The sequence below is a fragment of the Pseudoalteromonas sp. Of11M-6 genome, assembly GCF_022347905.1.
Classification (GTDB): Bacteria; Pseudomonadota; Gammaproteobacteria; order Enterobacterales; family Alteromonadaceae; genus Pseudoalteromonas.
Window position 1 is genome coordinate 1 of sequence record NZ_JAKRFW010000038.1, and the last position, 14,432, is coordinate 14,432.

General features: G+C 42.7%; 13 protein-coding genes. 8 read left to right on the forward strand and 5 right to left on the reverse strand.

All coding sequences use genetic code 11. From position 1 onward, the window contains the following. Positions 1-132: 132 nt before the first annotated feature. Both clpA and clpS read right to left on the reverse strand, forming a co-directional pair. Entirely contained in the window at positions 133-2,397 is a 2,265-nt protein-coding gene (gene clpA / locus MHN32_RS16825) for an ATP-dependent Clp protease ATP-binding subunit ClpA (RefSeq protein ID WP_010604915.1), read from the reverse strand. A 28-nt stretch (positions 2,398-2,425) separates the two neighbouring features. Next, positions 2,426-2,743: an ATP-dependent Clp protease adapter ClpS gene (clpS, locus tag MHN32_RS16830; protein ID WP_010379297.1), complete on the reverse strand. Its 318-nt coding sequence runs from the start codon at positions 2,741-2,743 to the stop codon at positions 2,426-2,428. Between the two features lie 199 nt (positions 2,744-2,942). Here clpS and cspD point away from each other — a divergent pair, with 199 nt between their 5' ends. The 8 genes from cspD to MHN32_RS16870 all read left to right on the forward strand — a co-directional run bounded on the left by cspD (position 2,943) and on the right by MHN32_RS16870 (position 11,982). Continuing rightward, the gene (gene cspD / locus MHN32_RS16835; protein ID WP_010379294.1) at positions 2,943-3,161 is read left to right on the forward strand and encodes a cold shock domain-containing protein CspD; all 219 of its coding nucleotides are present in this window, start codon (positions 2,943-2,945) and stop codon (positions 3,159-3,161) included. Positions 3,162-3,652: 491 nt separating this feature from the next. Beyond that, positions 3,653-5,872 (forward strand): NADP-dependent isocitrate dehydrogenase, encoded by a 2,220-nt coding sequence (locus tag MHN32_RS16840; protein ID WP_206471231.1) that lies wholly within the window; start codon positions 3,653-3,655, stop codon positions 5,870-5,872. Positions 5,873-5,983: 111 nt separating this feature from the next. Then, positions 5,984-6,652 (forward strand): pseudouridine synthase, encoded by a 669-nt coding sequence (locus MHN32_RS16845; protein WP_010604917.1) that lies wholly within the window; start codon positions 5,984-5,986, stop codon positions 6,650-6,652. Between the two features lie 114 nt (positions 6,653-6,766). Beyond that, positions 6,767-7,867, forward strand: coding sequence for a tRNA 2-thiouridine(34) synthase MnmA (gene mnmA, locus MHN32_RS16850; RefSeq protein ID WP_010379287.1), 1,101 nt, complete (start codon positions 6,767-6,769; stop codon positions 7,865-7,867). Continuing rightward, complete coding sequence (hflD, locus tag MHN32_RS16855; RefSeq protein WP_010604919.1) at positions 7,867-8,469, forward strand: high frequency lysogenization protein HflD; 603 nt, start codon at positions 7,867-7,869, stop codon at positions 8,467-8,469. The genes mnmA and hflD overlap by 1 nt, the downstream gene beginning before the upstream one ends. A gap of 275 nt (positions 8,470-8,744) precedes the next feature. Further along, complete coding sequence (gene purB / locus MHN32_RS16860; RefSeq protein ID WP_102056909.1) at positions 8,745-10,115, forward strand: adenylosuccinate lyase; 1,371 nt, start codon at positions 8,745-8,747, stop codon at positions 10,113-10,115. An 87-nt stretch (positions 10,116-10,202) separates the two neighbouring features. Beyond that, on the forward strand, positions 10,203-11,390 hold the full coding sequence (locus MHN32_RS16865) for a cupin domain-containing protein (RefSeq protein WP_010604921.1): 1,188 nt from the start codon (positions 10,203-10,205) through the stop codon (positions 11,388-11,390). Positions 11,391-11,523: 133 nt separating this feature from the next. Next, positions 11,524-11,982: a GNAT family N-acetyltransferase gene (locus MHN32_RS16870; protein WP_239422361.1), complete on the forward strand. Its 459-nt coding sequence runs from the start codon at positions 11,524-11,526 to the stop codon at positions 11,980-11,982. Here MHN32_RS16870 and MHN32_RS16875 read toward each other — a convergent pair. The 3 genes from MHN32_RS16875 to MHN32_RS16885 form a co-directional block, all read right to left on the reverse strand. Continuing rightward, positions 11,966-12,415, reverse strand: a complete 450-nt coding sequence (locus MHN32_RS16875) for a DUF4826 family protein (RefSeq protein ID WP_010604923.1) — start codon at positions 12,413-12,415, stop codon at positions 11,966-11,968. The genes MHN32_RS16870 and MHN32_RS16875 overlap by 17 nt on opposite strands. A 400-nt stretch (positions 12,416-12,815) precedes the next feature. Next, positions 12,816-13,331, reverse strand: coding sequence for a hypothetical protein (locus tag MHN32_RS16880; RefSeq protein ID WP_239422362.1), 516 nt, complete (start codon positions 13,329-13,331; stop codon positions 12,816-12,818). 63 nt (positions 13,332-13,394) lie between these two features. Further along, positions 13,395-14,411 (reverse strand): biotin/lipoyl-containing protein, encoded by a 1,017-nt coding sequence (locus tag MHN32_RS16885; protein WP_239422363.1) that lies wholly within the window; start codon positions 14,409-14,411, stop codon positions 13,395-13,397. Positions 14,412-14,432 lie beyond the last annotated feature (21 nt).

Here is a 14,432-nt window from a genome sequence, read left to right on the forward strand (position 1 = left end):
TACCAAGTTCATTCAAGCAATTAGTATACACGAACGACTAACGCTGAGTTTAAAAGACGGTAATGCCGCATCAAACTCAGTGATAACAAAAAGCCCAGCAGTGCTGGGCTTTTATCCTATAGTTCAAAGGTCTTATGCTGACACCGCTTCCGTTTGGTAATCAAAAGACAACTTGTTGTCTTTCACTGTGACTTTTACCGTCCCACCATCAGACAAATGACCAAACAAGATTTCATTGGCAAGAGGCTTTTTCAGGTTGTCCTGAATAACCCTCGCCATTGGACGAGCCCCCATTGCCTTGTCGTAACCAAGATCTGCCAGCCAATCTCGTGCTTGCGCCGTAAGTTCCAGATTAACAGACTTCTTATCAAGCTGCGCTTGCAATTCAACAATGAATTTATCAACAACTTGCAAGATAACTTCTTTCTCTAGGTGGTTGAACCAAATGATGTTATCCAAGCGGTTTCTAAACTCTGGTGTGAACACCTTATTGATTTCTACCATGGCATCATGAGAGTAGTCTTGCTGCTGGAATCCAATCGATTGACGAACAGTCTCTTGCACACCCGCATTTGTTGTCATCACCAACACAATGTTTCTAAAGTCTGCCTTACGACCATTGTTGTCTGTTAGCGTACCATGATCCATAACCTGCAATAGAATGTTGTAGATGTCTGGGTGTGCTTTCTCTATTTCATCGAGCAACACCACTGCATGAGGATGCTTGATTGCAGCCTCGGTCAACAGTCCACCCTGCTCAAAGCCAACATATCCCGGAGGCGCACCAATTAGGCGGCTAACGGCATGGCGCTCAGAGTACTCAGACATATCGAAGCGAATAAACTCTATGCCCATACACTTAGCAAGTTGCTTGGTTACTTCGGTTTTACCAACCCCAGTAGGACCTGCAAACAAGAATGAACCTACAGGCTTGTCTTCATTAGCAAGACCTGAGCGTGATAAGCGAATAGCTGATGTTAACGCGTCAATCGACTCATCTTGGCCAAACACCAACATCTTTAAGTTACGATCAAGATTCTTAAGCGTTTCTTTATCACTAGATGATACGCTTTGCTGTGGAATACGCGCCATTTTAGACACAATAGCTTCAATGTCCGACACATTAATCGTTTTCTTCCGTCTTGAAGTTGGCTGTAGCCTTTGACTTGCACCCGCTTCATCAATGACATCGATTGCTTTGTCAGGCAAATGACGCTCATTAATATATTTAGCGCTCAGCTCAGCTGCCGCTTTTAACGCTTTTTGCGTGTAACGAATACCGTGGTGCTCTTCATAACGCTCTTTCAAGCCATGTAAGATCTTCGTGGTATCTTCAACACTTGGTTCAACCACGTCAATTTTCTGGAAGCGGCGCACTAATGCTCTGTCTTTCTCAAAGATATTCTTGAATTCAGAATATGTTGTCGAACCCATACAGCGAAGCTGTCCACTCGATAACAGTGGCTTAATTAGATTAGATGCATCCATCACACCACCTGAAGCAGCGCCAGCGCCGATAATGGTATGGATTTCGTCAATAAATAATATCGCATGAGGCTTTGACTGAAGTTCTTTCAGTAGCGCTTTAAAACGTTTCTCAAAGTCACCGCGATATTTTGTACCCGCAAGTAATGCTCCCATATCCAGTGAGTAAACCACAGCGTCAGCAATTACATCAGGTACCTGATTATTGACGATCCGATAAGCTAAACCTTCAGCAATCGCGGTTTTACCAACCCCCGCTTCACCAACGAGTAACGGGTTATTTTTCTTACGACGGCACAGCACCTGAACCGTACGCTCAACTTCCTCATCACGACCAACCAACGGATCAATACGTCCAGATTCCGCTTGAATATTTAGATTAGAAGTGAAATTTTCCAGCTTGGTTTTCTCTTCCTGTTGCATTTCACCGCTATCGTCTTGCATCTCTTCATGATCGTCTCGCTCGTGATCATCTTCAATTTTAGAGATACCGTGACTAATGAAATTAACAATATCTAGACGACTAACGTCGGCTTTCTTAAGTAAATAAACAGCTTGGCTTTCTTGCTCAGAAAAAATCGCGACAAGCACGTTTACCCCTGTTACTTCTGAGCGACCAGATGATTGAACATGGAATACAGCGCGTTGTAATACACGCTGAAAACCAAGTGTTGGTTGTGTTTCTCTGTCTTCCTCTAAATCAGGAATAACAGGCGTTGTTTCATCAATAAACTCTGATAACTCGCGCTTCAAGGTATCCATATCGACACCACAGGCATCAAGCGCCTCACTAGCAGAGGGGTTATCGATCAATGCAAGTAATAAATGCTCAACCGTCATAAATTCATGACGGCGAGAACGGGCCTCGCGAAACGCGGCGTTAAGAGTAAGTTCTAAGTCTTTGTTTAGCATTGGCAACCCCCAACAAGAAATTTATAGGTTATTCCTGCTCACAACTACAGAGCAGCGGGTGCTCGTTGTCACGAGCATATCGGTTTACCTGCTCAGCCTTGGTATGGGCTATGTCAGCAGGGTATACTCCACATACCGCTTTTCCCTTGTGATGCACTTCAAGCATCACCTCAGTTGCTCTCTCGCTATCCATATTGAAGAATGTCGTCAATACCTCGACAACAAAATCCATGGGCGTGTAATCATCATTGTTTAAAATCACTTTATATTTTCGCGGCGGTTGAAGCTGCTGCTTCTGTTCCTCGCGAACGGCGTCCAATACACCCGAATCTTTTGTCCCACTCATAATAAATATAGTCTTGTCTTATATACTCAAGCAAATAGATTTGAGAAATAAATAAAATGTTAAAAAAAAGAGCAAAAAACTTGACTGCTTGCTCATATAAACTACAGTCTTACATGACTGCCTAATCTATGGGCAGTTTAGCAAAATTAAAAGAGTAGATTAACATTAATTTAGTCAACTTATAGAAGGATGTAGAAGTATGGCTTGCGGAAAAGTCAAATGGTTCAATAACGCCAAAGGGTTTGGTTTCATCGTAGAAGACGGCAGTGACGAAGATATCTTTGCTCATTACTCAACGATTGTAATGGATGGATACAAGACGCTTAAAGCTGGTCAGGATGTATCATTCGAGCTACAACAAGGACCTAAGGGTCTACACGCAACCAACATCGCTCCAATTACGGAAGATGTTGTTTAAGTGTTAACGTAGTTTTTGGCTAAAGCGGGTTACATGAGTGCTCGCTTATTCCTCTTTTTTAAATATCTGCACAATAACTAAAAGAAATCTTCAATCTCTCCTTATCACGTTTGTTATAACTTTTCACTTTTACACTTTAAATTTAATAATTAGCCCCCATATGCAAACACTGTTAGACTAAAGCACGCTTGCAAAGTCAATTTCAGGTTGATTAGATATTGCTACTTGATGCATTTCAATGCTGAATGAATACCAGTTATTGTAATAAGCCAAAAGTATAAATACCTAACAAACTTGCTAATGCTGCGCTACCTAGGCATCGATTCTAACGAGGATTGTCGAGGTTTTTTGCACCTTTCATTAATCGCTTAGTGAACTGGTCCCGTTTTAACCAGCGACAACGACACGTTGTTGAGTGTGAAAATTGCGTTGCTTAGTCCTATTAGCAATTGTTGAACGGCGTAAAAGCCCACAACTATCTAGGAATGATGATGACATCGAAAATTATCTATACCAAAACAGATGAAGCCCCGGCTCTCGCAACTTACTCGCTATTGCCAATCATCCAAGCATTCACTAAGCCTGCAAATATCGAAGTTGAAACTCGCGATATTTCACTTGCAGGACGTATTATTGCGACTTTCCCTGAGTACTTAAAAGAAGAACAACGTATTGGTGATGCACTCGCTGAGCTAGGTGCACTTGCTAAAACGCCTGAAGCTAACATCATCAAGTTACCTAATATCAGTGCTTCAATTCCACAACTTCGTGCAGCAATTAAAGAATTGCAAGCTAAAGGTTACGCGCTTCCAGAGTACCCTTCTGAAGCAAAAACAGACGAAGAAGCCGATGTTAAAGCGCGTTATGACAAAATCAAAGGTAGTGCAGTAAACCCTGTACTTCGTGAAGGTAACTCAGACCGCCGTGCTCCAACTTCAGTCAAAGGCTATGCTCGTAAAAACCCGCATTCAATGGGTGCTTGGTCTAAAGACTCACAGTCTTATGTTGCATCAATGGCTGACGGTGACTTCTTCGGTTCTGAACAGTCGGTAACGGTTGCTGAAGCGACTGATGTTCGTATTGAGCACGTAGCGAACAATGGTGACATCACCGTACTAAAACAAAGCACGCCACTACTTGCGGGTGAAATCATTGACGCCTCTCGTATGAGTGTACAGGCACTACGTGAATTCTTAGCAGTACAAGTGCAAGAAGCAAAAGATAAAGGCGTTTTGTTCTCGCTACACATGAAAGCAACCATGATGAAGGTGTCAGATCCAATCATCTTTGGTCATGCTGTAAAAGTATTCTACAAAGACGTATTCGAAAAGCATGCGGCGACATTTGCTGAAATCGGTGTTGACGCAAGCAACGGTGTTGGCGACGTGTACTCAAAAATTGAGTCGTTGGACGACGCGAAGCGCAAAGAAATCGAAGCAGACCTTGCAGCCGTTTACGAGACAGCACCTGATATCGCGATGGTAGACTCAGACCGTGGTATTACAAACCTGCATGTACCTAGTGACGTGATCATTGATGCATCAATGCCTGCTGCAATTCGTTCAAGCGGTCAGATGTGGAATGCTGAAGGTAAACAACAAGATACGGCTTTTGTGATCCCAGATCGTTGTTACTCAGGTGTGTACGGCGCAACGATTGATTTCTGTAAAGAAAACGGTGCATTTGACCCACGTACTATGGGTACGATCCCTAACGTCGGTCTAATGGCACAAAAAGCGGAAGAGTACGGTTCACACGACAAAACGTTTGAAGCGCCATCAGCTGGCACAATCCGCGTTGTAGATGCGGCGGGCAACACTTTACTTGAGCACACTGTTGCAGAAGGCGACATCTGGCGTATGTGTCAGGTGAAAGATGCACCGATCAAAGACTGGGTAAAACTAGCGGTTAACCGTGCTCGCGCAACGAATACACCTGCCGTTTTCTGGTTAGACGAAGCCCGTGCTCACGACGCTGAACTTATCAAAAAGGTAAACGCATATCTGCCAGAGCATGACACTGATGGCCTTGAAATCTTAATCAAAGCACCAGTGGATGCAACACTATACTCTCTAGAGCGCATGAAAAAGGGCGAAGATACTATTTCAGTAACGGGTAACGTGTTACGTGATTACCTAACTGACCTATTCCCAATTTTAGAGCTTGGTACGAGTGCAAAAATGCTATCTATCGTTCCACTAATGAATGGCGGTGGCTTATTTGAAACTGGTGCGGGTGGTTCTGCGCCTAAACACGTTCAACAGTTCGAAAAAGAAAACCACTTGCGTTGGGACTCGCTAGGTGAATTCCTTGCACTTGCTGCTTCTTTTGAGCATTTGAGCCAAACAACGGGTAATGCTAAGGCACAAGTACTTGCAGACACACTAGACGCAGCAACGGCTAAATTCTTAGATGAAAACAAGTCACCTTCACGTAAAGTGAAAGAGCTTGATAACCGCGGTAGCCATTTTTACCTTGCAATGTACTGGGCTCAAGAGCTGGCTGCACAAGACAAAGATGCAGAGCTTAAAGCTAAGTTTGAAAATGTTGCTGCGGAACTAACAGCAAAAGAAGCTGACATTGTTGCTGCACTGAATGAAGCACAAGGTCAAGCAATGGATGTTGGTGGTTATTACCAGCCTGAAGATGACAAAGCGTTCGCAGCTATGCGTCCTTCTGCGGTATTTAACGACGTACTAGCGTCACTGTAATCTTCGGATAACAGTCAAAAAGCGGCCTGAGGGTCGCTTTTTTGCTTGCAGGCGACACTCAGGAGCAATTGCGCTAAAATGCCATTTTTCGTGAACCTTAGGAATGTGGCGATGAACACAAGTAGTAGAGCCAATACAAATAACAAAAGAAAATCACATGCTAATAAGCCCGCATTCTCTAGACACAACACAGCACGGAAAAAGCCAATAACTAATCGGCTGTCAAAACCCGCCCTACCGCCAGAGCAAGTAAAAGTCGTTCTATTTAATAAGCCTTTTGATGTTTTGTGTCAGTTTACTGATGATCAAAATCGTCAAACATTGGCTGATTTTATTGATATCAAAGATGTGTATGCTGCAGGTCGCTTGGATAGAGATAGTGAGGGGTTATTGCTACTTACCAACTGCGGAAAATTACAAAACACCCTGACTTCTCCTAAAAAATCGACATATAAAACCTACTGGGTTCAGGTCGAAGGAGAGCCAAGTAGCGAATGCCTAAACGCGCTAAGAAACGGTGTAGAACTAAAAGATGGTCCAACTTTACCTGCCAAAGTGGAAGTAATAACCGAGCCCAATGTTTGGCCGCGTAACCCGCCGATAAGAGAACGCAAAAATATCCCAACAACCTGGCTTTCTATCTCCATCAAAGAAGGACGTAATAGACAAGTTCGTCGTATGACGGCGCATATTGGTCATCCCACGCTTCGACTTATTCGCGCACAAATAGGCAAATATAGTCTGGGCGATCTTAAAAACGGTGAATATCGAGTGCTTTAGCATTTCCTACTAGGACTTTTCTCCTGCGCTTGAACGCCTCACGGACGTGCAATTTAAAGAGATTTGAGTATAATAAGCGCTTTCTATCTGAGCATTAAGATTAATAGCGAAATTATGAGCGATAATAGTCACATTAAAGTCATTGTCGGAATGTCCGGCGGTGTAGATTCTTCTGTATCTGCCTACCTTTTAAAACAACAAGGCTACCAAGTAGAAGGCCTGTTTATGAAGAACTGGGAAGAAGATGACAATGATGAGTATTGTGCAGCAGCTGAAGATCTAAAAGATGCTCAGGCAGTGTGTGATAAGCTAGGTATTGAGCTACACACCGTAAACTTTGCTGCTGAATACTGGGACAATGTGTTTGAACACTTCCTTGAAGAATACAAGGCTGGCCGTACACCAAACCCAGACATCATGTGCAACAAAGAAATCAAATTTAAAGCCTTTTTACAGTTTGCAGCAGAAGCGTTGGGCGCGGACTATATCGCAACTGGCCACTATGTTCGTCGCGCAGAGCGTGACGGTAAATTCGTTATGCTTCGTGGAGATGACGAGAACAAAGATCAAAGCTATTTCCTTTACACATTAAGCCATGAACATATTGCGCAAACACTCTTCCCTGTGGGTGAAATTGAAAAGCCAGAAGTGCGTAAAATTGCAGAAGACCAAGGCTTAATCACACACGATAAAAAAGATTCAACCGGGATCTGCTTTATCGGTGAGCGCAAATTTAAAGACTTCCTTGCCAAATTTTTACCCGCGCAGCCTGGTGTGATTGAAGATTGCGAAGGTAATCATGTTGGTGAACATGAAGGCTTGATGTACCACACGCTAGGTCAACGTAAGGGTCTATTAATTGGTGGTTCTAAAGAAGGCAACGGCGAACCTTGGTATGTGGTAGATAAAGATATCGAACGTAATGTACTGGTTGTTGGTCAAGGTAAAAACCACCCTCGCCTGTTCAGCAACGGTTTAAACGCAAATCAACTACATTGGGTCGACCGCGTAGGTCCGCAAGGTACAACTCGCTGTACGGTAAAAACACGTTATCGCCAAACCGACATTCCTTGTACGTTATTAGTTGGCCAAGATGGTATGGCACGTGTGCTATTCGATGAGCCACAAAAAGCCGTAACTCCCGGACAATCTGCGGTATTCTACGCAAATGACGTGTGCCTTGGCGGCGGTATTATTGAGTCGGTGATTAAATAATGCAAAACCAATACGTAATGCCTCTGGCGGCAATGTGTCAGATCAGTAAACTGGTACAAAAATGTGCGCGTTACGGCACCTTCAATGAAAATGAAGTTGAGGGCTTTTTAAAAAGCATTATTAATACTTCTCCTGAACGCCCAGAGGACGTTTACCCAGACAAATTTGCCATCAAAACAGGCTGTCGAACGCTAATTGAGCAGCTTTCGGCTGGCGGCGAAAAAGACGTTGAAATGGTTAAATATGTTGGCGCGATGATGCAATTAGAGCGAGTGCTAAGTAACGATAGCAAATCTCTTGATTTGTTAGCACAAAAAATTCAGCAAGTTGAGCGCCAGTTATTACACTTTGATATCTGTGAAAGCCAAGTTGTTGCCGCACTTGCCGACATTTACGGTCAAGTAATAAGCCCTCTTGGCCCTAAGATCCAAGTATTCGGTAAGCCTGAGCTATTAAAACAAACAGCAACACAACAAAAAATTCGGGCGCTATTACTTGCGGGGATCCGTAGTGCAGTATTGTGGCGCCAGCTCGGCGGTAAACGTCGTCATTTCTTTTTTGCGAAAAAGAAAATCATTACTGCTGCAAAAAGTTATATGTAATACCAATTTGTCTTAATACTTGCTCAATTTGAAGGAGCAAATCTGACGCTAACAGGGCTAAGAATTTCTTATTTAGAACAACTAAATAGCAAAATTTTCGCCTTGCCTATATGGATGTAGGTACCTTGGCGTGAGCAGGATGCGGAAGCGGCGTTATCGACTAGATTTTATCGCCTCAAAGTAGACCACTTAATTAATCAAGTTGGTATAAAATTCGTAGTGGTTCTAATACCACTATCTAAGTATCGTTCAAAAACAAATAGTTAGGAGTTATTATGGAGCTTTCAGCGTTAACCGCTATCTCTCCTGTGGATGGTCGCTATGGTAGCAAGACCAAAGAACTGAGAAGCATCTTCAGTGAATTTGGCTTGATCAAATACCGCGTCATCGTAGAAGTTCGTTGGCTACAAGCGCTAGCGAGCAGCGACGCCATTAAAGAAGTACCTGCTTTCAGCGATGAAGCCAACGCACTTCTTGATAGCATCGTTGAAAACTTCAGCGAAGCAGACGCAGCACGCGTAAAAGAGATTGAGCGCACCACTAACCACGACGTTAAAGCTGTAGAATACCTTCTTAAAGAAAAAGTAGCTGACAATGCCGAGCTAAATGCCGTCAATGAATTTATTCATTTTGCATGTACCTCTGAGGACATCAACAACCTTTCTCATGGCCTAATGCTAACTGAAGCGCGTGACACGGTATTACTGCCATACTGTGATGAGCTACTGAGCGCAATCAAAGACAAAGCGGTTGAGTATAAGTCAATTCCAATGATGACTCGTACACACGGCCAACCTGCTTCACCATCAACCATGGGTAAAGAGTTTGCAAACGTGTATGTTCGTCTGCAACGTCAACGCCAGCAAATCGCTAACGTACAAATGCTTGGTAAAATCAATGGTGCCGTTGGCAACTATAATGCTCACCTAAGCGCTTACCCTGATTACGATTGGCATGCACACAGTGAACGTTTTGTATCAAGCCTAGGTTTGACTTGGAACCCATTCACAACGCAAATCGAACCGCATGACTATATCGCTGAGCTATTCGATGCGATTGCACGCTTCAATACTATCTTAATTGACTTTGACCGTGACGTTTGGGGTTATATCGCGCTAAACCACTTCAAGCAAAAAACCATTGCTGGTGAGATTGGTTCTTCAACAATGCCTCACAAAGTTAACCCTATCGACTTTGAAAACTCTGAAGGTAACCTTGGCATTGCTAACGCTATCTTTGCGCATCTTGCACAAAAACTACCTGTTTCACGCTGGCAACGTGACCTAACCGACTCAACGGTTTTACGTAACTTAGGTGTTGGTATGGGTTATGCGCTTATCGCGTATCAAGCAACGCTAAAAGGCGTTAGCAAGTTAGAAGTTAATGCTGATCGTTTGCTTGCTGAGCTTGATGATAACTGGGAACTACTTGCAGAGCCAATCCAAACGGTAATGCGTAAGTACGGTATCGAAAAGCCATATGAAAAGCTAAAAGATCTTACTCGTGGTAAACGCGTAAACAAAGAAATCATGGCTGACTTCATCGATAACCTAGACTTGCCAAATGAAGTAAAAGCACAAATGAAAGAAATGACGCCAGCAAACTATATCGGTCGTGCTGAAGCGTTCATTGACGAACTAAACTAAGTATAAAGCGACACCAGCTTTTTACTACTTGGTATAGAATAAGCGAAAGAGTGCACTCTTTCGCTTTTTTATTACTGGAATTTCCCTATGTATCAACTGCAAATTAATGACCTTACCTTCGAACAATTTCTTGCCCAGTATTGGCAAAAGAAGCCATTACTCATCAAACAAGGATTCCGAGACTTTGAAGACCCAATTGAGCCAGAAGAACTTGCCGGCCTTGCAACTGAAGAATGCATAGAATCTCGAATTGTCACTAATCACGATAATAACTGGGAAGCTCATCACGGCCCTTTTGAACAATTTGATTTACTCACCGATAGTAACAGCACCCTATTGGTCCAAGCCGTTGATCACTGGCACCCACAAGCCGCACAATTAATAGAAGCGTTTAGATTCATACCAAATTGGCGCATAGACGATTTGATGATTAGCTTTTCGACTCCTGGTGGTGGCGTTGGTCCGCACTTAGATCAATATGATGTTTTTATAATTCAAGGACAAGGTAAACGTCATTGGCGAGTTGGCGAACGGGACAACAGCCTAAAGCAATTTGCGCGCAACAAGAGTCTATTACAAGTAGAGCAATTCGAAGCGGTCATTGATGCAGTTCTTGAACCGGGTGATATCTTATATATTCCGCCAGCTTGTCCTCACGAAGGTTATGCAGTTGAGAATGCTTTAAACTACTCAGTTGGCTTTCGAGCGCCTGATCAAAAAGACTTACTTTCAAGCTTTGCTGATCACGTAATTGATATGGAAGCTGGCAAACGCCGTTTTAGCGATCCAGAATTACAACTCAGAGCGTCTATTGGCGAAGTCACCTGCAGCGACCAACAACAGATAAAGTCTCTGCTCAATGCTTTACTTGAAGATAAGGCACTATACAGTCAATGGCTTGGAAAGACACTCAGCGAACCAAAACATGAGATGGATCTCGCGCCATTAGAACCCATAATTGATCCTCAGGAGCTTCTCGAGATCGCCAAAGATAACCCATTGGTTTATCGCGCTGGTGGAGTACGTGCTATTTACCAAATCTGTGACGATCATATTTTGTTCAGTGTTAATGGTGAAAACTATGAATTAGACCATCATTGTTTAGATGCCGTAAAGCAGCTAAGCGATCATGTTGTGTTTGAGTTTAATGCAATAATTCCTGCATTAAATAGTTTGGAATTTAAACAAACGTTAACTAAACTGATTAATGATGGGACCTACTTCGTTGAAGACAGCGATCCAGCCGATGCTGACTTCGATGAGGGCTGGGAGTAGAGCCTGTTAGAACAAGATAGCCGCGTTCACAAAAATAACAATATGCCGCGAAATCCTTGATCTTCAAGGTTTTCGCAAGCTCTAGCTTGTCGCTAAACAGGGAATGCAGGTGCAATCTGTAGATGGGGGCAGTATGAGTTATAGGATCAGTAAAGTAACTTGGCAAACCAAAAAATTGGAGCTAAAAGCGATACGCGAGCGCGTATTTGTGTATGAACTTCATATTCCTAAAGAAGTCGAATTTGATCAGCAAGATATCACTGCTGAGCACTTAATCATTATTGACGAATTCGATGGGCCAGTTGGCACAGGGAGACTGTGCGAAGACGGGTTATTAAGCCGCATTGCCATATTCAAATCTCACCGTAATCGAGATGCTTATGCTTCGTTGATCGGGGGACTTGTTGACTTGGCAAAAGACAAAGGCTTTGAAGATGTTTTTATCCAATGCATTTTGGATGAAGTGCCCGAATTTTTACAGTCGGGGTTTTCCACGCATGGGCACGTATTTATGGAAGCTGGCATTCCAAGACAGCGCTTGAAATGCCCTATTCAATCACTCAAGATGGAACCGTTTACGATGCTTCATTAGCCCAAAGTTCATCTTTAGCGAAAAGGTCATATAGACCATGAGCTCGGTTTACTAGTAGATTAGCAAACTGGGCTTGTGTTTTTTCTACTGGCTTTGCAGACATAATTTCTTCTGCTTTCATTTGCCAATGGAATGAAAAATAGCGCAGTGCTTCACGTGCTGTCGCTGCAGCGGAAGCCTCAATATGATCCGTCGGTAGATTACCTGTGATCACCCAATACTTTTTGCCGTTTTGACCTTTGATTTTCCAAAGCGCAACCAATGGCTCAATATAACGACATTCTTTTTCAATTATACTTTGCGGTAACACTCCTTTATCCGCGAGGTGTTTTTGTGCAGCTTGTACGCAGCTACGCTGCCATTGTATTGATCTTTGCTGCTGTTGTTCTGGTGTCAACGTCTCTTGCTGCGGTTGGTTTTGTTCTTCACTCATTGTTCACCCTTTTATTCTTTTTAGATTACCGAATAGCATTTTACTTTATCGTTATTTACGCGGTGTGTTTCAAAGCAAATTATTCAGCAAATCGGTTCTGATTCTTATACACCAAGCACTCAAACGCTTGCGAAGTTACCTGATACTAAGCTTTTGCAGTCATAACGGCAATACGAACGAAGGAATTTTGAGTTTATATGATTAATTACTGAACTGTAAGTTTCGAGAAAGTTTCTTTCTCTATTCTAGCCATATCAACATGATTACTTAAACTCAAGGAATACTGACTATGGCTAGATTATTGTTACTTATCGTCTTTTCATGTAGAGGCTATTAGCGCTGCACCAAACAGCGCCGTATTTATTGTCAAAAATTTTAATCGGTAGATTGAAACCTCAAATCAATAACCAAAGATAACCAAAGCTTTGTGGTTTTGAACTGCTGTATCGAAAATGAAGTTCACCGTTTCTATATAGGAAGTTTCCTTAGTATATGGTTCGTCACTACCAAGAAAAACCTGTCGTCCCTGCTCTAATTCTTCAAAAGGGACACTGTAGAATTCAGGCCAATCATCATTTCTGGGGATAGGAATAAATGCTTTATGATTAGATGGCGTCACATCTTCCATTATGTCTAGAAAGTCATCATGGCGAACCATCTCACCAAATTCTTGGCACAGCATTTCATATAGATAACCGTAAATAAAGTTGTCTTCGTCGTCCTCATCCGTACTCGTTCCATTTATAATATTCGCCATGCAAGCGGCATATCCCTTAACATCCAGCTCGTCTTCTTGTCCTGCGATTTCATCTCGGTATTTGGATAAAAATCGTTGCAAAAATTGCTGATCTTTACTTCCCCACACCGCTTTTACTTTTTCTGCATCGACTTGATATGCAATGACATTATAACTCATTAAAAATCTCCTTTTTGAGTAAAATAGCTGGTTAACTTCTTTGCAGATGCTACAAGCGCGAAGCTATATCAGCAAAAAATAACCCGCCAGCGCAATAACGATTACACTGGCTGCAAACGTAAACACTTTGCCAGAGCTTGCCCCTCCGACTCCGCTGTTGTTACCCTCCCCTATGCGCTCAATAACTGTAGACTCTGCTCGTAAAGACGTTGAAGCTGAACTAACATGGTCATTTGTTAAATCAACATAGCTATCGCCAGTTTGAATACTAAGAGGGGGAGATTCATTTTTAAGCTGTGTGTCAATAACCGTGCTATCGGTTGCTTCAACTGCCGCTATGTCTTTATGCGCTTCTAAATTATCGCATGTAGCCTGATGAGAAGGCCTATTGAACTCGACCAGCGTAGAAGGTTCATTATCCAAAGCTGGATCTAACAATACTTGAGCTATTAAGGCATCAATATTATCTTCTTTCGATTCAGGAAGTGTAGTCTCAGGCCCAATATACTCGGGGTGATACAAAGTGACGATCGTTTCACCTGCAACGACTGCTTGCTCAAGCTTTTTGATAAAATCGCACACTACGCCATCATTGGGAGCACAAACTTCGAGGATGACCTTGTCAGTATAAACATCGCAAAGCCTATCGCCACAAGCAACCTTATCTCCTTCTTTGACATAGATTTCAATAATCGTTGCGCTATCAACAAAATCGGGTAATACATCGATCTGCACATCAATATTGCCTTTTCCTTTCAACTTATGGTCAGTTGTGATGCCTTCATTACTGAGCAACCGATGAACTCTCTTCGGCTCAAGTGCAACTAAGTGGTTTAATTCTGGATCTGGAGTGATTGACATAATAAGCGCATCGGCTTTCAAAACATCGCCTTCGTTCACCACGATTTTACCGATACGGCTGGCTTCTGGCGCTCGTAGCTCCAATACGACCTTACTCGTTTCGATATCACATAAGACTTGATTTTTTGCAACTTGATGTCCTTCGGCTACATAGAGTGTTGCAATTTTTGCAGTATCTATTAACTCAGGCAACACGGGTACTTTCATTTCAACCGTCATAATTTCCCTATTACGTTTGAG